21 protein-coding genes are annotated in these 24,976 nt (G+C 46.0%); 10 read left to right on the plus strand and 11 right to left on the minus strand.

Annotation, left to right across the window (positions count from 1 at the left end; translation table 11 throughout):
- Nucleotides 1-13 precede the first annotated feature (13 nt).
- From R7Q46_RS05045 to hppD, 3 genes are read right to left on the minus strand one after another with little or no spacing between them, the layout of a single operon-like run.
- Nucleotides 14-1,051 (minus strand): fumarylacetoacetate hydrolase family protein, encoded by a 1,038-nt coding sequence (locus tag R7Q46_RS05045; protein WP_025766743.1) that lies wholly within the window; start codon nt 1,049-1,051, stop codon nt 14-16.
- 9 nt (nt 1,052-1,060) lie between these two features.
- A complete protein-coding gene (locus R7Q46_RS05050) occupies nt 1,061-2,191 on the minus strand; it encodes a homogentisate 1,2-dioxygenase (RefSeq protein ID WP_005388948.1) in 1,131 nt (376 codons plus the stop codon).
- Nucleotides 2,184-3,257: a 4-hydroxyphenylpyruvate dioxygenase gene (gene hppD / locus R7Q46_RS05055; protein ID WP_262680518.1), complete on the minus strand. Its 1,074-nt coding sequence runs from the start codon at nt 3,255-3,257 to the stop codon at nt 2,184-2,186. Before hppD ends, R7Q46_RS05050 begins: the two co-directional genes overlap by 8 nt.
- Before the next feature lie 60 nt (nt 3,258-3,317).
- On the opposite strand from hppD, the gene R7Q46_RS05060 reads away from it, so the two are divergent.
- From R7Q46_RS05060 to R7Q46_RS05095, 8 genes are all read left to right on the plus strand, one after another.
- Nucleotides 3,318-3,620 carry a hypothetical protein gene (locus R7Q46_RS05060; protein ID WP_318077352.1) on the plus strand — a complete coding sequence of 101 codons (303 nt, stop codon included), beginning with the start codon at nt 3,318-3,320 and terminating at the stop codon, nt 3,618-3,620.
- Nucleotides 3,621-3,795: 175 nt separating this feature from the next.
- Complete coding sequence (locus R7Q46_RS05065; RefSeq protein WP_206959176.1) at nt 3,796-4,902, plus strand: M20/M25/M40 family metallo-hydrolase; 1,107 nt, start codon at nt 3,796-3,798, stop codon at nt 4,900-4,902.
- Nucleotides 4,903-5,166: 264 nt separating this feature from the next.
- A complete protein-coding gene (locus R7Q46_RS05070) occupies nt 5,167-6,777 on the plus strand; it encodes a peptide ABC transporter substrate-binding protein (RefSeq protein WP_318077354.1) in 1,611 nt (536 codons plus the stop codon).
- A 145-nt stretch (nt 6,778-6,922) separates the two neighbouring features.
- Nucleotides 6,923-7,843 carry an oligopeptide ABC transporter permease OppB gene (oppB, locus tag R7Q46_RS05075; protein WP_005377838.1) on the plus strand — a complete coding sequence of 307 codons (921 nt, stop codon included), beginning with the start codon at nt 6,923-6,925 and terminating at the stop codon, nt 7,841-7,843.
- Between the two features lie 9 nt (nt 7,844-7,852).
- Nucleotides 7,853-8,785 (plus strand): ABC transporter permease subunit, encoded by a 933-nt coding sequence (locus tag R7Q46_RS05080; protein WP_317396243.1) that lies wholly within the window; start codon nt 7,853-7,855, stop codon nt 8,783-8,785.
- Nucleotides 8,786-8,795: 10 nt separating this feature from the next.
- Nucleotides 8,796-9,779 carry an ABC transporter ATP-binding protein gene (locus R7Q46_RS05085; protein WP_017820901.1) on the plus strand — a complete coding sequence of 328 codons (984 nt, stop codon included), beginning with the start codon at nt 8,796-8,798 and terminating at the stop codon, nt 9,777-9,779.
- A 9-nt stretch (nt 9,780-9,788) separates the two neighbouring features.
- Nucleotides 9,789-10,781, plus strand: a complete 993-nt coding sequence (locus tag R7Q46_RS05090) for an ABC transporter ATP-binding protein (protein WP_017633963.1) — start codon at nt 9,789-9,791, stop codon at nt 10,779-10,781.
- Nucleotides 10,781-12,577 carry an aminopeptidase P family protein gene (locus R7Q46_RS05095; protein ID WP_318077356.1) on the plus strand — a complete coding sequence of 599 codons (1,797 nt, stop codon included), beginning with the start codon at nt 10,781-10,783 and terminating at the stop codon, nt 12,575-12,577. The genes R7Q46_RS05090 and R7Q46_RS05095 overlap by 1 nt, the downstream gene beginning before the upstream one ends.
- Nucleotides 12,578-12,737: 160 nt before the next feature.
- On the opposite strand, the gene R7Q46_RS05100 is transcribed toward R7Q46_RS05095, so the two are convergent.
- Nucleotides 12,738-15,182, minus strand: coding sequence for a collagenase (locus R7Q46_RS05100; protein ID WP_213871603.1), 2,445 nt, complete (start codon nt 15,180-15,182; stop codon nt 12,738-12,740).
- Between the two features lie 302 nt (nt 15,183-15,484).
- Between R7Q46_RS05100 and R7Q46_RS05105 the strand changes: the two genes are divergently transcribed.
- Nucleotides 15,485-15,919, plus strand: coding sequence for a hypothetical protein (locus tag R7Q46_RS05105; protein ID WP_213871602.1), 435 nt, complete (start codon nt 15,485-15,487; stop codon nt 15,917-15,919).
- 120 nt (nt 15,920-16,039) lie between these two features.
- Here R7Q46_RS05105 and R7Q46_RS05110 read toward each other — a convergent pair whose 3' ends face one another.
- From R7Q46_RS05110 to R7Q46_RS05140, 7 genes are all read right to left on the minus strand, one after another.
- Entirely contained in the window at nt 16,040-16,888 is an 849-nt protein-coding gene (locus tag R7Q46_RS05110) for an ABC transporter permease (RefSeq protein WP_213871601.1), read from the minus strand.
- Between the two features lie 2 nt (nt 16,889-16,890).
- Complete coding sequence (locus R7Q46_RS05115; protein ID WP_047100695.1) at nt 16,891-18,171, minus strand: ABC transporter permease; 1,281 nt, start codon at nt 18,169-18,171, stop codon at nt 16,891-16,893.
- Nucleotides 18,168-19,289, minus strand: coding sequence for an ABC transporter ATP-binding protein (locus R7Q46_RS05120; protein ID WP_005377849.1), 1,122 nt, complete (start codon nt 19,287-19,289; stop codon nt 18,168-18,170). Before R7Q46_RS05120 ends, R7Q46_RS05115 begins: the two co-directional genes overlap by 4 nt.
- Nucleotides 19,290-19,362: 73 nt before the next feature.
- Nucleotides 19,363-20,277, minus strand: a complete 915-nt coding sequence (locus R7Q46_RS05125) for a dihydrodipicolinate synthase family protein (protein ID WP_005377851.1) — start codon at nt 20,275-20,277, stop codon at nt 19,363-19,365.
- 56 nt (nt 20,278-20,333) lie between these two features.
- Nucleotides 20,334-21,308 (minus strand): ornithine cyclodeaminase family protein, encoded by a 975-nt coding sequence (locus tag R7Q46_RS05130; RefSeq protein ID WP_318077408.1) that lies wholly within the window; start codon nt 21,306-21,308, stop codon nt 20,334-20,336.
- An 85-nt stretch (nt 21,309-21,393) separates the two neighbouring features.
- Complete coding sequence (locus R7Q46_RS05135; protein ID WP_318077357.1) at nt 21,394-22,467, minus strand: polyamine ABC transporter substrate-binding protein; 1,074 nt, start codon at nt 22,465-22,467, stop codon at nt 21,394-21,396.
- Nucleotides 22,468-22,592: 125 nt separating this feature from the next.
- Entirely contained in the window at nt 22,593-23,849 is a 1,257-nt protein-coding gene (locus R7Q46_RS05140) for an NAD(P)/FAD-dependent oxidoreductase (protein WP_213871600.1), read from the minus strand.
- A gap of 109 nt (nt 23,850-23,958) precedes the next feature.
- On the opposite strand from R7Q46_RS05140, the gene R7Q46_RS05145 reads away from it, so the two are divergent.
- Nucleotides 23,959-24,960 carry a 4-hydroxyproline epimerase gene (locus tag R7Q46_RS05145; protein ID WP_318077358.1) on the plus strand — a complete coding sequence of 334 codons (1,002 nt, stop codon included), beginning with the start codon at nt 23,959-23,961 and terminating at the stop codon, nt 24,958-24,960.
- Nucleotides 24,961-24,976 lie beyond the last annotated feature (16 nt).

Genomic DNA, 24,976 nt, shown 5'->3' on the forward strand with positions numbered 1-24,976 from the left:
CCAACCAGCATTGTTAGTGCTTGAGATATTGGCTAACTTGTTGGTCAATCGAGCCGAATATGTTGTTGCCATCCGCATCGAACATTTCCAATCTGATTGAATCTCCAAACGACATGAAGTTAGTCGACGGCTTACCATCACGAATGGTTTCAATCATGCGAACTTCCGCGATACATGAATAGCCAACGCCACCTTCTTCAATAGAAGTGCCATGTTCCGTTCCCTGCTTGTTGGATACCGTACCTGAGCCTATAATCGCCCCAGCAGATAGCGGGCGCGTTTTAGTCGCGTGAACAATTAAGTCTGCGAAATCAAACGTCATATCGATACCTGCATTCGGGCGACCAAACGGCTTGTGGTTGTAGGTCGAGACCAATGGTAAATGCACTTTGTTTTCGTACCACGCATCGCCTAGTTCGTCAGGTGTTACTGCCACAGGAGAAAACGCAGAAGAAGGTTTAGATTGGAAAAAACCAAACCCTTTAGCTAATTCTGCGGGAATTAGCCCACGCAGTGAGACATCATTCACCAGCATGATCAAACGAATCGACTCCTGAGCCTCTGCAACACTCGCGCCCATTGGTACGTCACCAGTTACCACAGCCACTTCACCTTCGAAATCAATACCCCATTCATCACTCGCAAACTCGATGTTGTCACAAGGACCAATAAAGGCATCAGAGCCTCCTTGGTACATCAACGGATCCGTCCAAAAACTCTCTGGCATTTCAGCGCCGCGAGCTTTTCGAACCAACTCAACGTGGTTTACGTAAGCACTGCCATCAGCCCACTGATAAGCGCGAGGAAGCGGCGACTCGCAGTAGTGCGCTTCAAACTCTTCATACCCTGCAACCGTGCCATTGTTCAGTGCAACGTATAGCTCTTCCAGTTGCGGTGCTAGCGTATCCCAGTTATCAAGTGCCACCTGCATCGTCGGTGCTAAGTTCATGGGGTGGAAAATTTCTGTCGCTGGTACGCAGCGCGTTAAGTCTTTGCTCACGACCATCAACAAACCGTCACGAGTGCCATTTTTCTTGGTTGCTAATTTCATCCTTGCCTCTTACTTCTCTTGCCAGCTATAGACGTATTCTTTGTTTTCTACTTTTTCCAGCTCATCCGAAAACTGAAGTGCGTGACGCGTATCAATCATGACCGCAACTTCGTCGGTGAAAGTCTTCTTATGCTCTCGCCCTGCTTTGAATGCTTTCGGGTGAGGACCATGTGTAAATCCTGCTGGATGGAATGTCACCATGCCTGCTTCAATGTTGTCACGGCTGAAAAAATCACCTGCATGGTAGAACAAGACTTCGTCATAATCGTCATTGTTGTGGTAGAACGGTACTTTGAGCGCTCCAGGATCACTTTCAATTGGACGAGGAACGAAGGTACACACCACAAATCCTGCTCCTACAAATGTAGTATGTGCAGAAGGCGGTAAATGGTAACGATGTGACATAAGTGGACGAATATCACGCCAGTTCACTTTTACTACCGCCAAATCACCATGCCACCCAATCGCATCCAACGGGTTGAATGGGTAAGTGATAACACTGACTTTATCGTGGCGTTTCACCTGAACCTGTGTTTGATTCTCAGAATATTGAGCACGGAACTGATCGTTGATCGACGGCGTTTCTAGAACCGCCGGATCAAACACCGCGTGGTTTCCAACCATGCCTTTTTCGGGCAATGTATAAGCCGCATCGGTGTTTTCGATCATCAGAATGAACATCGGTTCGCTTGGCTCTAAACGCCAGCTCGTTGAGCGCGGGATCATGACATAATCCCCTTCGCTCACTTTCAAATGACCATAATCACAGTAGAGATCTGCCGTACCTTGGTGGATGAATAGCAGTTCGTCTCCATCTGCATTTCTCACCAAGAAGTCCATTTTTTCATCCATACGCCAAACACGAACTTTACAATTCGCGTTGTGTAATAGATGCGGGACTGCCCACGGGGTAATATGGCTGGCTTTCTCAACTAGATTAAAATCGAACGCTCGTGGACGTAGCTCGCCCTCCCACTCAGACCACCCCGTTGGGGCATGTTGATGATGAAAATGTGTTGCGGGGCCGAAGAAGCCACTTCGACCTGCCTCACGTTCATAAATTGCCTCTTCCGGGAAGTCAGCATGCGCTTGTTTAGAGCACACTCCCTCCCGGTGAGGGAATGTGATCCATTTATGCATCGCTCAATACTCCTCGGCGAATTTGGTCTTCTTCTATCGATTCAAACAACGCTTTGAAGTTACCCTCGCCAAAGCCTTCATTGCCTTTACGTTGGATGATTTCGAAGAACACAGGGCCGATAACGGTTTGAGTAAAGATTTGTAGCAAGATGCCATCTTTCGTTGGCGCACCATCAATAAGAATCTGCAAATCACGAAGCTTGCTTACATCTTCACCATGGCCTTCAACACGCTGATCGACTTTCTCGTAGTAAGTATCTGGCGTTGGCATAAAGTCCATGCCGCGCTCACGCAAGGTTTTGACCGTTTCGTAGATGTCGTCTGTGGTCAATGCGATGTGTTGAATACCTTCGCCATTGTATTCACGGATAAACTCTTCAATCTGCGATTTATCATCTGACGACTCATTGATAGGAATTCGGATTTTGCCGCAAGGTGCGGTCATCGCACGGCTGACAAGACCAGTCAGCTTACCTTCGATATCGAAATAACGAATTTCGCGGAAGTTACCAATGCGCTCATAGAAACCTGACCAGACATCCATGTTGCCCTGCTTAACGTTGTGCGTTAAGTGGTCGATTTCGTAAAGACCAACATTCGCTTTTGATAAACGCTCATCAGCATCATCATAAAAACGAAAATCGACATCATAAATACTCTGCTTTCCATAACGGTCGACAAAATAAAGCAAGCTTTCACCGATGCCATAAATAGCAGGAATGCTAAGCTCCATCGGCCCAATTTCCGTTTTATATTCTTTACCGCCATTCTCTAACGCATGCGCCAGAGCAACGGTGGCGTCTTTCACCCGAAATGCCATGCCACAAACCGACGGACCGTGAACTTTGGCGAATCCCTCAGCTTGGCTATGCGGCTGCGCATTCACAATAAAGCTAATGTCACCTTGTCGATATAACCACGCTTCTTTTGAGCGATGCTTTGCGATTTCCGCAAAACCTAACGATATAAACAGATCTTTAAGCTGTTGAATGCCTTTGCTGTCTGCAGCGGTATATTCAACAAACTCAAATCCGTCTGTTCCTAGTGGGTTATATGCATCAACCATGACTTTCTCCTTGTCTCAATAGCTTTTGTTTGGACTTATTTTTCTAACTTGGCGCAGGTCTTGAGAAATTGGAATAGGTGGGGAGAAATCTTTATCTTGGCGATTTTTACGCATGATTGTAAAATATATGTTACACAAAGGGGGCGCGTCGAATCCACTTTCGCAAAAATCAAACAAACTGCTTATTTTCAATATATTAGATTGATATTTTCGGCTTTACGCCAACACATAAAATGTAAAAAAGTTGTTACTTTGGCATTTTATCTTGGCAACGTAGGTCAAAAAGCAAAAGGGGATGGAAAGTCTATTGCACCCTATCTCTATCCGATTTATTCATTTGATCCTGCAAAACATCAAAAGTAATGTTTCGTGACGCTTCATACAGTGCGAAAGGCTCATCGGTCAGAATCGTGTCATGGATACCCCTTTATTGATTCACCTCAGTTTTATTCAAAAGTAACTGTGCCATAAGTGGTGCTCTGTTCCCTATCGAGCCGAGCCACAAGGCTTCACGCTCGATCAGAAAAAGAGACATCTAATGACACACATCAATCAAGAACGCTTAGTTGAACACTTTTGCCAACTAGTACGTATCGACAGCGAATCAAAAAACGAAAAACAAATTGCAGAAACACTGGCAGAACAGCTAGGCGAGCTAGGCTTTACCGTACGCAAACTTCCAGTACCTGAGCACATTTCTAACGGTTTTAACGTGTACGCCCGTTTAGACGGCAAAAAAGACGGCTCTATTCTAATGAGCTGTCATATGGATACGGTCACTCCAGGTATTGGCATTGAGCCACTCATCGAAGACGGCGTTATCCGTTCAAAAGGCAATACGATTCTTGGTGGCGATGATAAATCTGGTATTGCTGCCATCATGGAAGCCGTTCGTTGTATTCAAGCGGAAAACCGTGAGCACAAAACGTTAGAACTTGCTTTCACCGTGTATGAAGAAGGCGGTTTATTCGGTTCACAATACTTCGATATGTCACACGTCACTTCAACGGAAGCAATCGTGTTAGATACGGGTGGCCCTATTGGCACCATTGTGACCGCAGCCCCAGGCCAGCAAAAGATCATGGCAAAAATCAAAGGTCGACCAGCACACGCAGGGCTTGCGCCAGAAGAAGGCATCAGTGCGATCATGGTGGCGGCTGATGCTATCAACCAAATGAAGCTACTTCGCATCGACGAAGAAACGACAGCCAACATCGGTATGGTTAACGGCGGTCAGGCCACAAACATTGTTATGCCTGAATTAAAAATCGTGGCAGAAGCACGCTCCCTGAATGGCGATAAACTAGATGCTCAGGTCAATCATATGATCTCAACATTAGAGTCTGTCTGTAAAAAACACGGTGCAGAAGTCGAAATTGAATCTAGCCGAGCCTACGACGCTTTTGTTATTGAAGAAAACCACCCACACGTAAACGCTATAAAAACAGCGTTTTCAGAGTTGGGAATTGACGCCTTCACAAAAGGCACTGGCGGCGGTAGCGATGCCAATAACTTTAACAAGAAAGGTCTCACAACGGTCAACCTTTCAACTGGCATGGCAAAAGTACACACGACAGAAGAGTTTATCGCGGTAAGTGATATGGTCAAAATCACTGAGTTCGTGAAACATTTCCTAGTCAGTTAACGTCGTGCCTTTTGAAGAGCAGACTGACTATCTTCCCCTTCTAGCCTGTGCTTGAAGGGGATTTTAATTTGTATCGAAGCAAAATTACTTCCCATCATGCCAACTTGATATCAGATCTTCAAAGAAATTCCCCTAGCTCACTTTTTGAGACCAGACAGCTCAACACCTGACACCCTGTTACAGTAATGTTAAAACTCGATTGTGTAGACAATTTATACAATATACATTTTTGGCATCTTTCAGGATGAAAAGAGTGAGACAAGGATGAAATTACCTAAGTTGCTTTTATTAGCGTCGATGATGAGTCCAATACTGGCAACAACAAGCTATGCCGCGCCGTATCCCGTAGGTGTGACCCTCGATGAGACACAAGAAATTACGCTAAACAATGGGGCTGAAGTTACTTCTATTGACCCAGCCAAGCAAGCCGCAGAGCCCGCTTTCAATCTCGGTCGAGACCTGTTTGAAGGTCTGGTCATTCAAGATAAGCAAGGTAAAACCATTCCTGGTGTTGCTGAATCTTGGTCAGTCAATGACAACAATACGGTTTATACCTTCCACTTACGTGATGCAAAATGGTCAAATGGCGAAACGGTCACTGCACAAGATTTTGTCTACAGCTGGCAACGCTTACTGAATCCAAGCACTGCTTCACCGTACGCTTGGTTTGCGGCCATTCCAAATATCGAAAACTCGCAAGCGATTATGAAGGGCGACGCCGCACCCGAGTCTTTGGGCGTGAAGGCACTGGATGAAAAAACGTTCCAGGTAACACTAGAAGAGCCTATTCCCTTCTTTACGAAACTATTAAGTCATCCAGTGCTTGCCCCCGTTCATAAAGCGACCATTGAAAAACATGGCAACCGTTGGACCCAGCCAGAACATATAGTTACAAATGGTGCGTTTACTGTCTCTGAATGGAAAGTTAACGAAAAACTGGTGATGGTTAAAAATCCACATTATTGGGACGCAAGCAATGTAGTGCTGGAAAAAGTCACCTGGCTACCAATTGGTGATGCAAACGTAGTGCTAAACCGCTACCTAGCTGGTGAGATAGACCAAGCGGTTTCCATTCCTGCCGCTCAGAAGAAAAAGTTAATTCAACAACGCCCACAAGAAGTGGCAAGCACCAGTGCGTCTCTTGGCTCCACATTCTATTACCTCAACACTCAACAAGGGCCAACAAAAGACGTGCGGGTTCGTAAAGCCCTCTCATATGCCATTGACCGTCAACTGTTAACAAGTGCTATTTTGAGAAACGGTGGGGTTCCAATGTATACCCTTGTGCCACCTCAAACAGATGGTTTTAAATCTCACACTCCTGAGTTCGCAACTTGGAACCGCCATAAACGTATCGAAAAAGCGCAGCAATTACTGTCAGAAGCTGGATACGATAAAAGCAATCCGCTTAAGTTAACGTTTACCGTACCAACTTTCTCGATGGACGTAAAAATGGCAACCACCATGGCAGGCATGTGGAAAAGCCGATTGGGTGCGCAAGTCACGATAAAACAGCTAGAACCGAAAGTGTTCTACGCACTTAAAGAGCCGACCGACATTACTCGCGGCGGCTGGACGGCCGACTACAATGAAGCCTCTACATGGTTGGATATCTTCGTTTCTAGTGGCGAGTACAACGATTCTCGTTATAACAACCCGCAATACGACGAGTTAATGGCTCGCTCAAAGACCATGAGCAACCCATCAGAACTGTATTTACAAGCAGAAAGCATGCTGATTGAAGACATGGCCATTATTCCTATTTATCGTCCGGGTAACGATCAATACCTCATCAAGCCTTATGTGGGCGGCTACGAACTGACAAACCCTGAGTCGTCGTACTACCGCAAGAATGTCTATGTGAAAGCCCACTAAAAGCATGTTTTCGGTCTGAGTCGGCAAGTTCAATGTTTACTTGTCGTTCCTCATATCTCTCGGTGGAGAAGGCAACCTGAGCTCAGGCCATTTTTTTATTCATAACCGTTCGAAGTGATTTCGGACGACCAAAGGATGATGGATCATGATTTGGTACATTGTTAAGCGATTAGCTATCGCTATCCCCACGCTTCTATTCATCGCACTCGTATCATTTTGGCTGATGCACATTGCACCAGGGGGGCCATTTGATATGGAACGGCCTATGCCAGAGGTGGTACGTGCGAATATCGAAGCAAAATTCCATTTGGACCAGCCCTTCCTTACTCAGTTTTGGATTTACATTGGTAATTTCATACAAGGAGATCTAGGTCCGAGCTTCGTTTATCAAGACTTCAGTGTTACACAGCTCGTCGCACAATCATGGCCAGTTTCAGCAGTATTAGGCGTACTCTCCTTTTGTATTTCCGTTCCACTTGGCATGTTGCTTGGCACCATTGCGGCATTGAACCGAAATAGCCGCCTAGATTACGGCCTGATGACACTTTCGATGACTGGAGTTGTGGTTCCGGCTTTCGTGCTTGCTCCAGTTTTAGTCATGATCTTCGCCATTCAGCTCGGCTGGTTCCCTGCTGGTGGTTGGGAAGGAGGAAAGCTGGCTTTTCTTGTTCTTCCCGTGCTCAGCCTGGCGATTGGCTCCATTGCGAGTATTGCACGCGTCATGCGTGGCGCAATGATTGAAACGCTCAACCAACCATACATTCGAACGGCAAAAGCCAAAGGTTTGTCCACAACCTACATTTTATTCCATCACGCTTTGCGACCATCCCTGATTCCCGTCGTTGCGATGCTCGGCCCTGCGTTTGTGTCTGTCGTGACAGGCTCGGTGATTATCGACATTTTCTTTGGTACAGGTGGCATGGGACAACACTTTGTGTCTGGGGCTCTCAACCGCGACTACGGCCTAGTAATGGGCATTACTCTGATTGTCGCTTCACTCACTATCTTCTTTAACCTTGTGGTCGACTTGCTATATACGATTATCGACCCTCGTATACGCGTTTAGGAGTCCGGCATGTTAACGATCAAAAAACTGGATACACAAGCTCTTCAAGATCAAGTCGTCGACAATATTGAAGCCGTCGAAGGTCGCAGTCTTTGGCAGGATGCATGGACTCGATTTCGTAAAAACAGAGCCGCGATGACATCAGTGTATGTTTTGGCTTTCATTACCTTATGCATCACCTTCGGCCCCTCTCTTGCCGCTTTTGGCCATGATGAAATTGACTGGGAAGTGCTAATCGAACCATACGAGCTAGGGAAACCTTCACTGAGCAGTGGCCATTACTTTGGTACCGATGATCTCGGGCAAGATGTCTTTGCTCGCACGATGCAAGGCGGCAGGCTCTCTATTTTGGTAGGTTTTGTTGGCGCCTTAGTCGCCGTTGTTATTGGTACGATTTGGGGAAGTATTTCCGGCTATCTTGGCGGCGTTGTCGATAGCGTAATGATGCGCATTATTGAGGTGCTCGATTCGGTGCCATTTATGTTTATGGTTATCCTGTTTGTTACCCTTTTTGGCAACAACATCTACCTGATTTTTATCGTGATCGGAATGGTATCTTGGCTGGGCATTGCCCGTGTTGTACGTGGTGTCACCTTCGGTCTAAAAAAGCGAGAGTTCATCGAAGCCGCACACTCTATTGGGGTTTCTAAATTGACAATTGTCCGACGCCATGTTCTGCCTAATGTGCTTGGGATCGTGATGGTTTATTCCTCCTTAATGGTACCAGGATTCATTATGTTCGAATCGTTTTTGAGCTTCTTAGGGCTTGGTGTTCAACCACCAGACACGAGCTGGGGAATCCTAATTTCCGAAGGCGCAAAAACGATTGACGTTGCATTGTGGATGCTGCTTTTTCCCTCTCTGTTTTTAGTTGCCACCCTCTTTTGTTTTAACTTCATCGGCGATGGCTTGCGTGATGCTCTTGACCCGAAAGACCGATAAGGACAAACCCATGCTATCTATTGAAAACATGAACGTGCGCTTCGATACGCCAGATGGGCAAGTGCAAGCGGTCAGTAATCTCTCCTACTCGATTAAAGCGGGCGAAACTCTTGGGATTGTTGGGGAATCAGGTTCGGGAAAAAGCCAGTCTGTTTTCGCATTAATGGGGTTAACCGCGGATAACGGCGCCGTGTCTGGAAGCGCAATGTTCCACGGTGATGATTTACTCGCGATGTCTAAAAAGCAGCTCAACCGCATCCGTGCAGAGAAAATCGGAATGATCTTTCAAGATCCGATGACGTCACTCAACCCATTTATGAAAATTGGCAAACAGCTTTGTGAAGTTCTCATGATTCATAAAGGAATGACCCGAAAACAAGCAAAAATTGAATCGATTCACATGTTGGATGCGGTGCGTATTCCCTCTCCCGAAACTAGGATGAATCAATACCCTCACGAATTATCTGGCGGAATGCGTCAGCGAATCATGATAGCGATGGCCTTGTTGTGTAAGCCCGAGTTGTTAATTGCAGACGAACCAACCACCGCGTTAGATGTAACCGTTCAAGCTCAAATTTTGACGCTATTACGAGACTTACAACAAGAGTTCAATACGGCTATTTTACTGATCACTCACGATATGGGCGTCGTCGCCGAGATGTGTGATCGCGTATTGGTCATGTATGGTGGTCAAAAAATGGAGCAATCAGATACCGAGACATTGTTCGCTCAACCTGCGCACCCCTACACTCAAGGCCTGCTAAAGGCGATTCCTTCCATCACTGAAGATATGCCGCGTTTACCAACCATCCCAGGTAACCCACCAAGTGCGTTGATTAACCATCAAGGGTGTCCGTTTAAAGAGCGGTGCGAGCATCGAGAGACGCGTTGCCAATACGAAACCCCACGGTTTTCTCCATTAAACACGAGCCAGTCCATTGCCTGTCACGTTAAAGCACCCAGTGTTATCACTCCCATTCAAATAAAAGCTTAAGGAGGCGTTATGAATAAAAAAGAAGTCCTCATGTCTGCTCGTGATTTAAACGTCCACTTTCCTGTTTCACGTCATCTTATTCCAAGTCGACGTAAAATCGTGAAAGCGGTCAATGGTATCGACTTAGATGTTTACCGAGGTGAGACACTTGGCATTGTGGGGGAATCAGGCTGCGGAAAATCAACACTTGCTCGCGCCTTACTTCGCTTAATTGAACCTACACATGGCGAGTTGACTTGGAAAGGTCAAGACATGCTCGGGTTTAGTAAAAAAGAGCTTTCCTCTCGACGCAGAGAATTTCAGATGGTGTTTCAAGACCCATCCGCTTGTTTGAATCCGAGGTTAACCATCTCAGAATGCATCGCCGAACCACTGCTCACCCACGAGCCAAAGCTTAAACGGGCAGAGGTAGAAAAGCGTGTCATCGCTATGATGGATAAAGTGGGTCTCTTGGCGAGCCAGCGAAACCGCTATCCACATGAATTTTCCGGAGGTCAATGCCAGCGTGTGGGCATTGCCAGAGCATTAATTCTCAATCCAGATTTGGTCGTGTGTGATGAACCCGTTAGTGCACTAGATGTCTCCATACAAGCTCAGGTCATCAATCTTCTAGATGATCTTAAACAAGAAATGGGGTTAACACTGGTGATGATTGCGCATGACTTAAGCGTGGTGCGCCATATCAGCGACCGCGTTATGGTGATGTATCTTGGTAAACCTATGGAAGTAGGACGTTACGATCAAGTATTTGATGATGCTCAACACCCCTACACCAAAGCACTGTTATCTGCTGTCCCGATAGCTAATCCGCAATTAGCACGTGACCGTGAAATACAACTATTGCCCGGCGATCTTCCTTCTCCACTTAACCCACCGAGCGGTTGCGTTTTTCGTACTCGATGCCCAGAAGCAACAGAAGTATGCGGGCAACAGAACCCAATAAAAACAGGCTCGGAGCAGCATCATATCTATTGCTCAAATATGACTTTAGGAACCATTTAATGAACAATACTAACTCAGTAAACCAACGCCTTACGTTATTGCGTGAGGCAATGTCCTTTCACAACGTGTCTGCATATATCGTGACCAACAATGACCCACATAACAGTGAATACTCAGCGGATCATTGGTTAGCGCGAAGCTGGATTTCAGGTTTTACCGGCTCAGCAGGCGATGTCGTCATTACCCAACAAGGTGGTGGCCTGTGGACTGATGGTCGTTACTATATTCAAGCTGAAGAACAGTTACACGGCACAGGACTTGAATTGTTTAAAGCCAAACAACCAGAAACGCCGACAGTTGCCAAATGGCTGGCTACCACGCTACCAGAAAACAGTATTATAGCGGTTGACGGGCGCGCCATCAGTTACGCTTTTTATCAAGGCCTCAAACAAGCCTTTGAAGCGAAAAACATTAAGATCATTCTCGACCTGGATTTACTCACACCGATTTGGCTTGAAAGACCACCTCGCCCAAGTGCACCCGTATTCGAGCACCCCATCGCTTTTGCTGGCGTTGACACTGAAAATAAGTTAGCGAGAATCCGTTCTTGGTTAACCGAGAACCAAGTAGATAGCTTATTAGTGTCAACGCTAGATGATGTCATGTGGACAATGAATATTCGAGGTGGTGATACGAATTACTGCCCAGTTTCTGAAGCCTATCTAGTCGTAGAGCAATCACTTGCGACACTGTTTATTGATAAAGCCAAACTGCCTCAAGACGTTGAAAGAGCGCTGACCGAGCAGAGTGTACACATTCGCCATTACAACTACGTAAGTCAGTATTTGAATCAGCAATGTGAGGGATTATCGCTCGCTTTTAACCCGACCCACACAGACAGCTTATTGGTGAGTTCGATTGAAGGGAATGTGAATCTAAAGCCAATGGCTTGCCCTGTAACGGCAATGAAGGCCATAAAAAATGCGACCGAGCTAACTAGCCTAGAACAGGCATTAACAGATGATGGTGTGGCAATCGTAAAGTTTATGAACTGGCTCGAAGAGCAAGTTCCAAGCGGACTCGTTACAGAATTGTCTGCTGAGGCACAACTGAATCACTATCGCCGTCAAACCCGACATTATGTGAGTGACAGTTTCCGCACTATCGCAGGCTTCGCGGCTCACGGGGCAAAAATGCATTATGCCGCCGATGAAGAAAGCAATGCGGCAGTCAATGAAAGCAACTTCTTTCTCGTCGATTCTGGTGGCCAATACCTTGGCGGGACAACAGACATCACCCGTACTTTCCACTTCGGGTCACCGACCATTAAGCAGCGCAAAGATTATACCTTGGTGCTCAAAGCGGTCATCCGACTGACTCAGACTCGATTCATGAAAGGCTCTACGGGTGCCAATCTTGATATCATGGCGCGTGGCGTCTTATGGCAACATGGTATTGATTACAAGTGCGGCACTGGACACGGCGTGGGCATTTGCTTGAATGTTCACGAAGGCCCACAAAATTTCTCGCAAAGCCACCACGAGGTTGAACTAAAACCGGGTATGGTCATTACTAATGAACCAGGCGTTTATCGCGAAGGTGAGTACGGGGTAAGAATAGAGAACATTCTTAAAGTTGTAGAAGTAGAACAAAATGAGTTCGGCACGTTTTACGGTTTTGAGACCATCACTCTTGCTCCAATTGCGACCAACGCCCTTGATTTATCAATGCTAGATCAAGCAGAGCTAGACTGGCTCAATCATTACCATTCACGAGTCTATCAAGCGCTTAGCCCTTTTCTTGATGCGCAAGATAAAAACTGGCTTCAACGCACAACCCAACTTATTGAGAAATAGGGTATCAGCAAGTTTTATAACGTTTTCATTTTCATCTCAAACTCCTTGTTTGCCAGCCTTCGGGCTGGTTTTTTTATAGAGATAACGGCGTAAAAAACAAAAACGCCCCGCAATGTTAGCGAGGCGATCAATTAAATTAAAATGATGCAGTTAAAATGCCCTACTGACGACACTTCTGAGCATCAAAATCAACGACGATGGCGGCATTCTCAAAGTCACCAGAGACTTTAACGTAGCCCCAGTAGTTACTCTGATTTGACAACGTAATACACTCTCCATTACCAATATTATCTGACCACCCGTGAAGATTAGCACCATCCGGCCAACCAGAGTTACTGTATTCAAGCTTTAGGTTGCCCGTACCATTCCCCGTCGTTATCGCCAGATTTGAGCTCTCATTCACCGCTGGCACGCTTAGCCAAATGGTTTGTTGATTTGCCAAGCAAACGGGCTCTCCTGCTGTTAGGCGCCCACCGCTTACTTTACTTTGCACCGCGCAGTCTTGTGGCAATGTGTCATTACCGCCCAACGTTGAGATAACAACACTATGAGTGGCGGTTGCCGTCAAGCCTTCACTGTCTGTCACACTTAGACTGACCGAATACTCCCCTTCACTCCCATATTGGTGCGTCGGCTTGGTTTGTGTACTTGTCGAGCCATCACCGAAGTCCCATAAGACGCTGACGATCTTCCCGTTTGGGTCTGTACTGTTTTCACTGCTAAATGTAATGCTTTCACCGACTTTCCCCTTGTTGTTTGCGGTTATGACTGCATTAGGTGCACCATTTGAGACAAGGGCTTGCTGCCACTGCTCAAACTCACTTTGATACAAATTCGCCCATTGGGTGATCGTTGCTTTGTAATTGCTCCAATTCCCCTGGCGTGTTTCCACCAGCATTTGGTTTACGTCATCTTTATGATTTTCAAACATAAAACGTACAGCTAAGTACCCCCAACGATAAATTCGATCGACATCAAACCCATCATAAGTAGTCTCGAAAATCTCACTTAAGGTATATGTCGAGCCGTCTAGAATCGTCTCAAGTGCTGCTTGGTTGTCATTTTCTTGAGCGACATACTCTGCAATGCCTTCACTCCACCACACTATTTTTTCAGTTGGATGACTAAACCCTCCATAGAGATCAAATCGACCATCTAAGTAATGCACGTATTCGTGCTCTAAGTTCCAGACAAAGTGATCCGCGTTCGCATAAGAGGCTTCATAAGCAATAAAGTTGGGAATATTCCCCGGCTGGGAAGGATCGCCCTCCAAGTACATACCGCCATTGTCAGTACTAATATCGAAAATTGGCCCTGCGTACTTACCATAATCGGTGCTTGAATCGAAGATATTGACTTGGAGCTGAGTATTGTGGTCATTTTTTACTGGCTGTTCACCAGTTTCTAAAGACTGATGAAAGTAACCCTCTTCGTAACCCATTTTAGAACATGCGGCCGCGTGTTGCTCTTGCGTCATATTCTGGGACAATATTCGAATTGTCGGACTACAGGTATAAGTTTGCGATAGCACCAAGCCTTTTAGCTCAGTTTCGAAATTACAAATTCCGAACTCACTACAATCTGCGTAATATGAGGCGGTGTCCGCCGCCGCAAGCCAAACCGAGTCACCCCGACCATACATTTCATACTGTTCAAAGATTCGACTCAGCTGACTCTTCACCACAGAACTCGCGTTACCCGCATACTTGGTCAAACGCCCGAGCTCTCGCCCCGCATTCGCGGCCATAAACTCATCTTCAGCACCGATTGATGACGCCCTTAGAGCGAAATCGCCTAAAGCTTTGGCAAGGTCCGTTTGGTTGCCAATTATTTGCACAAATTGCTCGTTCCACTGCCCACCAAACAAAATAGTAAAAACACCGTTAACCGCATTGCGCATATACCAGTGCTGGGCGTATTGATCATTCCAACGAGTAAGCCACTGGGTCACTTGTGGTAAGTACGCGTGCTGCAAGCCCGCACTATCCATAGTGATGATGACTTCACTAAGCACTTTGCCGTGACGATCGCTGTTCTCGTAGAAGTTTGCGTTGTTCACAAACGCATCCACTGATTCTTTCACCGCTGGGGTAACCCATTCAATAAATGAGATGTTGTCATTGTAAAACTCGGCGTAATAACCCGCGCGCAAGTATAAGAACAACGTTTCGAGTTCATCGCTCCCGCCACCCGTATACCCCTTCGCCAACGTCGTAGTGTGCTTAGCGATGTTGTACATATGATCGGAGCTAAATACCGAGTCCTGAACCCGACTTTCAGCAGAGAATAACTGGTTCACGCACGTCGCGCCCTGACTTAAAATTTCGCCGATCAATTGGTTACTGCTTTCGGTAACCAATGCTTCCAAATCACAAGCAGTGCTCGACTCATCAAGGCTTTCAAGTGACTGTACTCGAGTTGCCTTGGAGGGCTGAACAGGGAGAGTTGCGGTTGGTTGGTATTCAACTCGATTGGATTCAACACCGTGTGTATGAGCCGAATGTGCATGTTGCTCTGTAACTTGAGAAACTGGCTCGCTTAACGCAAATACGCCAGTGCTGGTTAATGTTGTCGCAATCGCGACACTCAAAGTCTTCAGTTCCATCTAATTTCTTCTATATTGAGTTTTCCTTAAATGCATTACGTCTTTTGCATCGCCACTGCCCTTATTACTGCAAGAGCATCTCCATATAATCTACTCGCAAGACAAGATGAAACATTTTGTTAACAACTGAACGTGACGGTGTCAGTTTTTGGTACTCGAGTTGCCGTTGCACGAGCTTGCCAGAAATCGATTTGCTTTAGTAATATTGATCAACTAGTTGTTTATCTTTCCATTCAAATATCTTTTATTGCTCCTCACAAAAGCGATAAAATGGTTTCTTTTCTTTTTGCTAAACAACTCCTATGACCGACGCTGATATTGAGCTACAACATCTTTGGTTAGAAGTCCAAGCCGAACGCTGGCAAAACCTGCCACGCTTTTTATTCAGTTACTACTGCTACAAGCACAACCTTGTCAGTAAAACCAACAAAGTTTGTTGGGAGACGGCACGTGCAAGACTGCCCGCTTCAACCTCAATAAAAGAGCGAAAAAAGGCGGTGGTTGAACCGTTAGTCTCTGAGGAAACCGTCGTTGGGTTATTGAAATCCATCAGCAAAGATGGGGAAATGACGTTTAACGTGATGGTAACCACACTTAATGCGTTTTTGCATTATGTTGTGATTAGCAAGGAAGAAAAAGCGCGACTTAAATCAAACATGCCAGCTAGTTGGTATCAGCGATCAAACAAGTCGCCTTTGGCACGTTTCGAGCAAGCTGGCATTAAGCTACCAGAGTGATATGTCAGTCATCGCTGATGATAAACACAAAAGACAAGCGCCTACAATGAGGCGCAGTTGGTCAAAAATTGAGGTGCCCCTAAACAAAAGTGCATAGTGAGCAACAAAGAAAAAGTTTGGCTATTCTTGAATGCCTCGAATGCGTACATTACGCCTACGTAGAACTTCTAAAGTCACGAGCAAACACACCGACATAAAAATCAGCAACGTAGCGACCGCCAATATAGTCGGACTGATTTGCTCTCGAATTCCTGACCACATCTGCCTAGGAACGGTTTTTTGTTCTGCCCCAGTCAGGAATAACGCCACCACAACCTCGTCGAACGAAGTGCCAAAAGCAAACAAGCCGCCAGAAATCATCCCCGGACGAATCAGAGGAAAGATAATGTGTCTGAAAGTATAAACAGGGTTTGCTCCTAAGCTAGCCGCCGCTTTTACCAAGCTATGGTCAAAGCCGCTTAACGTCGCAGTAACGGTAATGACGACAAAAGGCGTACCTAACGCAGCGTGTGCCAAAATGACGCCTAAATAAGTTTGTGATAAGCCAAGGCGTGTGTAGAAAAAGTACATCGCAGCAGCAGAGATAATGACTGGTACGATCATGGGTGAGATCAACAGCGCCATAATCGTATTGCGAAAAGGCAAATTACTACTTGCTAAACCCAACGCCGCCAGAGTTCCTAGCCCTGTTGCAACGAGTGTCGCCATAAAAGCAATAAACGTGCTGTTTTTCAGCGCCAACAGCCACTGATCACTAGTAAACATTTCTTGATACCAGCGAGTAGAATACGCTGCCGAGTCAAGGTTTAACATCCCCTCGGTAAAAGTAAAGTAAGGCGTTGCATTAAACGATAACGGGATGATGGTCAGAATTGGAGCGATTAAAAAGAACAGCACCACCCCACAAAAAGCTAAGTAACCTGCGTAAGCAACTCGCTCTACTTTTGATGCATAGTTTGGTAATGCCATGGTTATCCCCCTACCTTAAGGTTGTTAATGCCAACCACACGGTTGAACATATAAAACAGAACCAGTACAACGAACAAAAGCAGTCCACCCAATGCGCCAGCCATCCCCCAGTTCAGTGATGTCTGCATATGATAGGCAATCATATTGGAGATCATCTGTCCGCTTCTTCCACCAACCAAAGCGGGTGTAATGTAGAAACCAATAGAAAGAATGAAAGTAAGCAAAGCCCCCGCACCTATCCCCGGTAACGTAAGCGGCATATAAACTTTGATGAACGCAATGAAAGGCGTCGCGCCTAGAGAACGAGCGGCACGGAAATAAGTTGGGCTAATTCCTTTCATTACGCTATACAGAGGCAGGATCATAAAAGGCAACAGAATGTGCACCATAGACACCACCGTTCCGAAGGTATTGTGAATCATCTGAATTCGCTCAGAAGTAAAACCCGACCAAATAAGGAGATCATTAATGACCCCTTGGTTTTGCAGCAGAACAATCCAAGACGTGGTTCTGACTAACAATGATGTCCAAAATGGCAGCAGCACAATAATTAAAAGTAAGTTCGCGCGCTTATCAGGTAAATTGGCAAGCAGGTAAGCAACGGGGTACGCCATCACCAAACAAATTAAGGTGATTGAAATAGACATCCAAAAAGTTTTAAAGAAAAGGTCGACGTATATTTGGCGTTTTTCTGGTTGGGGCTCAATGTCTCCAAACTCATTCACTTGCAAGTCTAGCGCTGCAAGATAGTGACTGAATGTTAATGCGCCACTAAGATTCTTAAACGCCGCCCAATATTTAGGATTAGTCCATCGCTTATCCAGCTTAGCCAACTGTGTCACCGAGCTCGGCAGCGACGTCAAACGAGACAACTTTCTGCCGGTTTTCATGAGTAAACTGCGCATACCAGACTCTTCAATATTCATCCGGTTGGCTATTTTCGGCAGCTCTTTGCTTTGATAAAGCGCAAGTACTTCAACAGAGAATGCCTCAATGACTTCTTGATGAGGCTGACCTTGATAATCCCAACTTTCTAAGGCTTGAATAGTTTGTGGTAGTGACAGGGATATTTCTCGGTTATCCACGCTTCGATAAAGCATGTCGAGGATAGGAAAAGCAAACGTAAGCAGAATAAAACACACCAATGGCGTTGTGAGCATAATGGAGCGAAGCTTTTTTCGGCGCTCGGCCTTTTGCAACTGCGCTTTCAAATTGGTTTCTTGCTCATGAACTTGGCGTTCGATTTCCAATACAGAATCTAATGCGGTTAGCTCTCGACTCATGCTGCTACCTCGCTACTTTGAGTTTGTGTCCCATCAAGAGCATGGCAATCGTCACTTTGCCAACCAATACGACAAATTGAGCCAGGCGTTAACTGCAAGTGTTTACGATTATCGTTAGGTACTTTAACGATGAAGTGACCAACGCTCTCTACTTCGACGACCAGACGATAATGATCACCGTGATAAATCAATTCTCGTAGGACGCCCGAGACTTGGTTCTCACAAGACGCTTTCTCTGGTTGAATAACAATCTTTTCTGGTCGAATGGAAAGTGTTGTTCTCTGCCCTTGCTCAGAGACTCTGACAGGTTTCGCAGTAAATAACTCTTTCCCAACGAGCACTTGGCAATACTTTCCGTTCCACTCTTTGACTAAACCTGAGAGTTGGTTGTTTTCTCCGATAAACTGCGCAACAAACGTATTACTCGGAGATTCATAAAGCTCGGTTGGTGTCGCGAGTTGTTGCACTTCGCCGTGATTAAAAACCGCAATACGGTCGGACATAGTGAGAGCTTCGTCTTGATCGTGCGTCACATACAAAATGGTAATGCCAAGCTTTTCATGCAAATGTTTAATTTCCATCTGCATTTGCTCACGCAGCTGCTTATCTAACGCGCCTAGTGGTTCATCCATCAATACGAGTTTAGGCTCAAACACTAATGCTCGCGCTAACGCAACACGCTGTTGTTGACCACCTGATAACTGCTTCGGGTATCGAGTCGCAACATGCTCAAGCTCGACCATTTCTAATACACTCTGAACTTTGCTTTGAATCGTGTCACTGTCGAGTTTTCGCACCTTTAAAGGAAACGCAAGATTCTCAGCAATGGTCATATGTGGAAACAACGCATAGTTTTGAAACACCATACCAATATCGCGCTTGTGCGGCGCGAGATGATTGACAGGAACGCCATCGATATAAATGTCTCCACCGGTCGCAGTTTCAAAGCCTGCTAGCATCATCAAGCAAGTAGTCTTGCCCGATCCTGACGGCCCCAACATAGTAACGAACTCTCCAGGAGTAATATCTAAGTTGAAGTCTTTCACCACCAAATTCGTGCCATCGTAGGTTTTCTTAACGTGTTGAAAGCTGACATAGTCCTTGTTTTCCGTGCTCATGACTTCCCTCTTCTCATTTTTTGAATATTACGAATGAGTAGAGCGTCAGTTAACGCTCTACTAAACAGCACAATTACAGATTGTATTTGGATAGGTCTAAGCGGGTTTCTAACGCATGTTCAACCATTTGAATGACTTGTTGACGCTCTTCACCTTGTAAGAGTTGGCGTGGCGCACGAACTTGTTCAGAGCCACGTCCGCAGACTTGCTCGGCCAATTTTATGCACTGAACCAGCGTAGGAATGGTGTCTAAACGCAGTAGGGGTAAGAACCAACGGTAGATCTCTAACGCTTCAGCATAACGACCTTGGCTTGCCAGTTTATAAATCGCAACGGACTCTTCTGGGAATGCGTTGGTTAAACCAGAAATCCAGCCGGTCGCACCTAGCATCAATGATTCAAGAGCGATGTCATCAACACCACTGAACACGGTAAAGCGGTCATCAAATTTATTGTAAAGCTCGGTGATACGACGAGTATCAGTGGTCGACTCTTTGATAGCTACAATACTTTCAAACTCAGCCAGTTTCGCCATGATATCGAGGTTTACATCGACACCATAAGCAACCGGGTTGTTGTAAATCATGATTGGCATTTCTGGCGTTGCTTCTGCTAGCGTGCGGTAATATTCGAACGTTTCGCTCTCAGACGTGCGGTAAACCATGGCAGGCATCACCATACAACCATCGATACCAATTTTGTACGCATCCTGCATGTAATCAACAGCTGCTGTGGTAATAGACTCTGCTGTACCAGCAATCAAAGGCACACGGCCATTTACGACTTCTTTTGCCGCTTGCAAAACCTGGCGTTTCTCCTCCGGGTACAACGCGCAGTTCTCACCGACAGTACCCAAGCAGATAATGCCATTCACACCATCTTTAATCTGGTTGTCTATAACGGTTTGCGTTGCGTCTAAGTCAATTGACTGATCTTGACGAAATTGCGTACTGACCGCCGGATAAACACCTTTCCAATCAATTTTCATGAACTACTTTCCTTATATGTATATTGTATGCAATTTAAATGAACGAGCGAAAATGCTCAGACATGGCTATCTATGCCATTTTCTAACAACACCGCCTTTACAGCGGCCAAATCAGCCAAAGCACTGCCAACTGATTTGTATAAAGTAATGACCTCATCGTTTTGACGTCCTGAGATTTGTTGGGCGCAAAGCTGTGGTAATTCCCCTTTGATATCGTCTGACGTGAATACGCCCTCTTGAATTGGAATGAGAAGATCGCCCGCTTCGGCTAATACATTAATACGGCTATCAACATACACCTGTGCTCGTTGCACTGCTTCGGAGTCGCATTCACGCTTGTCCAAGTCATGATTACCGACCAAATCAATATGGGTGCCCGGCTGCACGTCTGCGCCATTAAACAAAGGCTCTGCTGATGCAGTAATACAGCTGATGATGTCAACGTGTTTGATAACGTGGTCCACTTTTTCTAAGACTGAAACGCGAAACCGACGCTCATCAGGAAGCGACTGATACTCTGAAGATGACACAATGGCATCTACCGTCGCCTCGGCTTTATCTGAGTTACGCCCCCAAATATAAACCTGCTTAAGTGGGCGAACCGCAGCGTATGCCCACGCAAAATAAGGCGCAAGATTGCCCGTTCCGCAGATCAACAGACGATCAGCATCGGGACGCGCCAAATAGTCCGCTGCCAACGCAGAAGCTGCGGCGGTGCGCCAAAACGTTAAAACTTTACCGTCCACGAGTGCGAGCGGCTCACCATCGTTTCGTCTAAAAACAAGCAGCTTAGATGCAAGCGTATCTTTGCCTTGCTCAGGGTTATGCGGGAAATACGTAAAGGCTTTCACCGCAATCAACTCCTGGTTCCAAGCTGGAAGTAGCGCAAACGCCTCGTATTCTCCCTCTTCTAAGGGCATGACTCGGCGTTGAGGTATTGTTGCTGGCCGCGAGTACATTTCACGCATCGTTTCAATAAGAGACTTCATTGTTAAACATTGCGCGACTTGCTGTGCTTCGATGACTTTCATCATTTCTCCGAAAACATAAATACAGTTGAGGAAAGTACGGAACCTCGCTTATGGATGAAACTCGACCCCATACACAAATTAACGCCTAGTTAAGCAGCCAGGTATTGAACTCTTCATTTAGTTCATCCGCGTAGTCTGACCACCATTCATCGTTAATCAGGAAGGCGGTTTGGAAGTTTTGAGGTGCGGTAGGAAGGTTCGCTAAAATGTCTGGGTTCACCTCCGCCGAAGACGACTTACGCGTAGGCCCATAGGCAACGTACTTAGCTTGATCAGCTAATGGTTTTGTTCCTGAAGAAAAAGCAATGAAGTCCAATGCAAGCTTTGTGTTCTCACTCCCTTTAGGTATCGCCCATCCATTCATGTAACCCATTTGACGGTCCCATATAATCCGAAATGGTTGACCTTCATCCTTACGGGCATTGTGGATTCGGCCGTTAAACGCCGAGGCGATCACCACTTCTTTGTCTGCAAGCATTTGAGGTGGCTGGGCACCTGTTGTCCACCACAGCACTTCTGATTTGATCGTATCCAACTTAGCAAAAGCACGCTCACGCCCCGCTTCGGTTTCGAGCAGGCTGTAGACCTCTTCTGGCTTTACACCATCAGCCAATAGTGCCCACTCAAGATTACCCTGAGGCTGTTTTTGCAATGCACGTCGACCTGGAAAAGTTTTTAGGTCAAAGAGATCGGTCAACTTGCTAGGCAAAGCCTTACCTTTAAACGCGTCTTCGTTCACCGCTAATACAGTGGACACTACGATGGTATTGATTGCGCACTCGTGAATCGCACCATCAATAAAATCCTCTTGTGCTGGTGTTCCATCTGCGCCCGGAGGCAAAATACTTGGGCTCACTGGTTCTAGTAACCCTTCGGCGCAACCACGAACAATGTCTGGCTTGTCGAGAGAAACCAAATCCCAGCGCACATTGTTCGCTTCCACCTGCGCTTTAATTTCAGCTAATCCGCCGCTGAAATCCTCGGATACGATCTCGACACCTGTTTTTTTAATGAAAGGCTTGTGATATGCCTCCACTTGGCTCTTGGTGAATGCACCACCCCAAGATACGACCGTCAATTTGTCTTCAGCATAAGCAGAGGTCCCCAACAGCATTCCTGAAATCAACAGCGCCAATGGTGATTTGGTCATTCGTGACATGTTTTACTCCTTTTGGTTGTTTTTCTGGAGGCATCCGAGTACGGCTGTTGGATACCAGTTTTTGTTAAAATTAAGTTAACATTAGTATTTAATATATTTTATACAATATTTAATATTAAATTTTTTCAGGCGAATCGTTGTAATGAAAAAGGTGAAAGATCAATCGATGTCGGCTTTCCTTCGATAAGCTCTAAAAGGAGATCTGCCGTAATCGCCGCTTGAGTTAATCCAAGGTGTTGGTGGCCAAATGCCAGTAATACATTTCCATCCCAAATGCTATCAATAACCGGTAACGAGTCGACTGTTGAAGGCCGATTCCCCATCCACTTTTCTCCTTGCCTGAGTGGATGTAACCCCGATTCAAACATCTCATCACCTAACTGAAAAAGCATTTCTGAACGTTTCATATTGGGTGGTGATTCTACATCGGCATACTCAACAGTGCCTGCCAAGCGTAGCCCACCAGACATCGGAGTCATGATGAATTTTCTATCGGCAGAGCTAATAGGAAATGGCAGTACATCACGCTTGTCATCCACCATTAGGTGATAACCTCGCTCGGCTTGAATAGGCACTTTGACTCCGGTTAGTTGCCGTATCAAAGGCTTAGAATGTACACCAGCGGCAACAATGATTCGGTCAAATGAATACGTTTGAGACTCAACCAGCACCTCGCCATTTTTCGCCAACGCAGATACACCGTTTTGTAAAACCTTACCGCCAAGAACTTCAAAAGCTTCACTTAGCTCAACACAGAGCTGATAAGGGTCTAGCGTATGACCTGTATCGGGAAAAAAGACGCCGACACGAACCTTATGACTGAGATCAGGTATCCGCTCTCGAATCGCCTCTTGTGTCCAAACTTGATACGCCACACCGTTTTTAGCCAGTGAGTTAAGCGTGCTTTGATAATTCTGAAACAGTTTCTCGTTTTCAAAAGTGAGCAATGAACCATTCATTTTTATTAGATGTGCTTTTCCGATTGAATCAAGCACGCCACGCCAACTTGCCACTGACCGCTCGTTAAGACTCTTAATCGCGTTTTTTGCCCGCTCCGCGGCTGATGGCTTTGTTTGTAATAGAAAACGAATCATCCACCCGATTGTGTTTGGAATATCTTGCCAACGGATCGAAACCGGACTTTTGGAATCTAGCAGCATTTTAGGTAATTGTGGAAGCAGCGCTGGCGTTGCAAGAGGGAAGATTTGCTCAGTCGCGATATGACCTGCGTTTCCCTTAGAGCATCCATTCCCCACGCCATTGGGATCAAAAATCGTGACTTGATAACCTTGTTGCTGCAACTTCAATCCAATTGATAAGCCAATAATCCCCGCACCTATCACGGCGATCCTTTCCTTTTTGGTTTCATCCTTGACCAACATAAATATGCTCCGAGTCACACTTGAAAACGTAGATTGTATACAATATATTTTACATTACGTTAACATCACTATTGTTTAATTCAACCATTTTTTCAGCAAGGAGCGAAAAATGAGACAAGGAACTTTTTTCTGTATTGATGCCCACACCTGCGGCAACCCAGTTAGGCTGGTAGCAGGCGGTGTGCCTCCACTCGAAGGCAATACCATGAGCGAAAAGCGCCAATACTTTCTTGAGCATTATGATTGGATTCGTCAGGCACTCATGTTTGAGCCTCGCGGACACTCAATGATGTCGGGGTCCGTTGTCTTGCCTCCTTGCAGCGATAACGCAGACGCTTCAATTCTGTTTATTGAAACCAGTGGCTGCTTACCAATGTGTGGCCACGGCACCATTGGAACCGTCACTACCGCTATCGAGAATCGCCTTATCACTCCCAAAAAAGAAGGCCGTTTGATACTTGATGTCCCAGCAGGACAAATCGAAGTGCACTACCAAACAAAAGGTGACAAGGTCACGTCGGTGAAGATATTTAACGTACCAGCTTACCTTGCCCACCAAGACGTAACCGTGGACATAGAGGGCTTAGGTGAGCTCACTGTCGATGTTGCTTATGGCGGAAACTATTACGTAATCGTCGATCCTCAAGAAAACTACGCCGGACTTGAACACTACTCTCCAGATGAAATTTTGATGCTTTCACCAAAAGTTCGCGAAGCGGTATCTCGAGCGGTTGAGTGCGTACATCCAGAAGATCCAACAGTGTGCGGTGTTTCTCACGTGCTATGGACCGGAGAGTCCACTCAAGAAAACGCCACCGCTCGAAATGCTGTGTTTTACGGCGACAAAGCGTTGGATCGTTCGCCATGTGGTACGGGAACAAGTGCACGTATGGCGCAATGGCATGCAAGAGGCAAGCTCAATCAAGGGGAAAACTTTGTTCACGAAAGTATCATCGGCAGCCTATTTCAAGGACGTATAGAAGGCATTACCGAAGTGAATGGCAAAGCCGCTATTTTGCCAAGCATTGAAGGATGGGCACAAGTATACGGTCACAACACGATATGGGTAGACGATGAAGACCCATATGCGTACGGATTTGAAGTGAAGTAATAAGGATAGTAAGGAA

Source organism: Vibrio sp. 811 (genome assembly GCF_033339195.1).

Excerpts from the sequence above, each read along its gene's own strand:
- hppD (WP_262680518.1), bottom strand. The coding sequence starts at position 3,257 with ATGGTTGATGCATATAACCCACTAGGAACAGACGGATTTGAGTTTGTT.
- R7Q46_RS05100 (WP_213871603.1), bottom strand. The coding sequence starts at position 15,182 with ATGGAACTGAAGACTTTGAGTGTCGCGATTGCGACAACATTAACCAGC.
- R7Q46_RS05120 (WP_005377849.1), bottom strand. The coding sequence starts at position 19,289 with ATGAGCACGGAAAACAAGGACTATGTCAGCTTTCAACACGTTAAGAAA.
- R7Q46_RS05135 (WP_318077357.1), bottom strand. The coding sequence starts at position 22,467 with ATGTCACGAATGACCAAATCACCATTGGCGCTGTTGATTTCAGGAATG.
- R7Q46_RS05090 (WP_017633963.1), top strand. The coding sequence starts at position 9,789 with ATGAATAAAAAAGAAGTCCTCATGTCTGCTCGTGATTTAAACGTCCAC.
- R7Q46_RS05065 (WP_206959176.1), top strand. The coding sequence starts at position 3,796 with ATGACACACATCAATCAAGAACGCTTAGTTGAACACTTTTGCCAACTA.
- R7Q46_RS05145 (WP_318077358.1), top strand. The coding sequence starts at position 23,959 with ATGAGACAAGGAACTTTTTTCTGTATTGATGCCCACACCTGCGGCAAC.
- R7Q46_RS05070 (WP_318077354.1), top strand. The coding sequence starts at position 5,167 with ATGAAATTACCTAAGTTGCTTTTATTAGCGTCGATGATGAGTCCAATA.
- R7Q46_RS05080 (WP_317396243.1), top strand. The coding sequence starts at position 7,853 with ATGTTAACGATCAAAAAACTGGATACACAAGCTCTTCAAGATCAAGTC.
- R7Q46_RS05110 (WP_213871601.1), bottom strand. The coding sequence starts at position 16,888 with ATGGCATTACCAAACTATGCATCAAAAGTAGAGCGAGTTGCTTACGCA.
- R7Q46_RS05085 (WP_017820901.1), top strand. The coding sequence starts at position 8,796 with ATGCTATCTATTGAAAACATGAACGTGCGCTTCGATACGCCAGATGGG.
- R7Q46_RS05105 (WP_213871602.1), top strand. The coding sequence starts at position 15,485 with ATGACCGACGCTGATATTGAGCTACAACATCTTTGGTTAGAAGTCCAA.
- R7Q46_RS05115 (WP_047100695.1), bottom strand. The coding sequence starts at position 18,171 with ATGAGTCGAGAGCTAACCGCATTAGATTCTGTATTGGAAATCGAACGC.
- R7Q46_RS05130 (WP_318077408.1), bottom strand. The coding sequence starts at position 21,308 with ATGAAAGTCATCGAAGCACAGCAAGTCGCGCAATGTTTAACAATGAAG.
- R7Q46_RS05045 (WP_025766743.1), bottom strand. The coding sequence starts at position 1,051 with ATGAAATTAGCAACCAAGAAAAATGGCACTCGTGACGGTTTGTTGATG.
- oppB (WP_005377838.1), top strand. The coding sequence starts at position 6,923 with ATGATTTGGTACATTGTTAAGCGATTAGCTATCGCTATCCCCACGCTT.
- R7Q46_RS05050 (WP_005388948.1), bottom strand. The coding sequence starts at position 2,191 with ATGCATAAATGGATCACATTCCCTCACCGGGAGGGAGTGTGCTCTAAA.
- R7Q46_RS05095 (WP_318077356.1), top strand. The coding sequence starts at position 10,781 with ATGAACAATACTAACTCAGTAAACCAACGCCTTACGTTATTGCGTGAG.
- R7Q46_RS05140 (WP_213871600.1), bottom strand. The coding sequence starts at position 23,849 with ATGTTGGTCAAGGATGAAACCAAAAAGGAAAGGATCGCCGTGATAGGT.
- R7Q46_RS05125 (WP_005377851.1), bottom strand. The coding sequence starts at position 20,277 with ATGAAAATTGATTGGAAAGGTGTTTATCCGGCGGTCAGTACGCAATTT.